This window comes from Glutamicibacter nicotianae (genome assembly GCF_006539525.1).
Classification (GTDB): Bacteria; Actinomycetota; Actinomycetes; order Actinomycetales; family Micrococcaceae; genus Glutamicibacter; species Glutamicibacter nicotianae.
Window position 1 is genome coordinate 1 of sequence record NZ_BJNE01000042.1, and the last position, 1,202, is coordinate 1,202.

General features: G+C 62.9%; 1 protein-coding gene. It reads left to right on the top strand.

Features of this window, described 5'->3' with window-relative positions; genetic code table 11:
• The coding region (gene glyA, locus ANI01nite_RS16605) for a serine hydroxymethyltransferase (RefSeq protein ID WP_141359367.1) at positions 1-1,202 on the top strand (1,202 nt) is incomplete at both ends.

A 1,202-nucleotide genomic window follows, 5' to 3' on the forward strand; every position in this document is an offset into this window, starting at 1 on the left:
GGACCCGGAGGTGGCGCAGCGCATTGACGCTGAGCTGGCTCGCCAGCAGCGCGGCCTGGAAATGATCGCCTCGGAGAACCACACCGCGCAGGCCATCATGCAGGCGCAGGGTTCGGTGCTGACCAACAAGTACGCCGAGGGCTACCCGGGCCGCCGCTACTACGGCGGCTGCGAAGAAGTCGACGTCATCGAGACGTTGGCGATCGAGCGCCTCAAGGAGTTGTTCGGCGCGAAGTTCGCGAACGTGCAGCCGCATTCCGGTGCGCAGGCCAACGCCTCGGTGTACCACGCGCTGGTGCGCCCGGGCGATACCGTCCTCGGGCTGAACCTGAACCACGGTGGGCATTTGACCCACGGGATGAAGCTGAACTTCTCGGGCCGCCTGTTCAACATCGTGCCTTACGGTGTGGATGAGGAAACCTACCAGGTGGACATGGATGAGGTGGAGCGCCTTGCGGTCGAGCACCAGCCGAAGATGATTGTTGCCGGCTGGTCGGCGTACCCTCGCCAGCTGGATTTCAAGCGTTTCCGCGAGATTGCCGACAAGGTGGGCGCGTACCTGTTCGTGGATATGGCGCACTTCGCTGGCTTGGTGGCCGCCGGGTTGCATCCGTCGCCGGTGCCGCATGCGCATGTGGTGACTTCCACGACGCACAAGACGTTGGCTGGTCCGCGTGGCGGCATCATTCTGTCGAATGATGCGGAGATCGCGAAGAAGCTGAATTCGGCGGTGTTCCCTGGCCAGCAGGGTGGTCCGTTGGAGCATGTGATTGCTGGCAAGGCGGTGGCGTTCAAGATTGCTGGGTCGCCGGAGTTCAAGGAGCGCCAGGAGCGTACCTTGGCTGGGTCGAAGATCTTGGCTGAGCGTTTGACCCGGGAAGACGTTGTTGCCAAGGGCATCAGCGTGCTGACTGGTGGCACCGATGTGCATCTGGTGCTGGTGGATCTGCGTGACAGCGAGTTGGATGGCCAGCAGGCTGAAGACCTCTTGGCGCAGGTGGAGATCACGGTGAACCGCAACTCGGTTCCGTTTGATCCGCGTCCGCCGATGGTCACCTCGGGCTTGCGCATTGGTACTCCGGCATTGGCGACCCGCGGCTTCTCCGAGGCTGCGTTCGCTGAGGTTGCGGAGATCATTGCGCAGACCTTGATCGCTGGTGCCGACGGCAATACGGCTGCACTGCCAGAGCTGAAGGAACGTG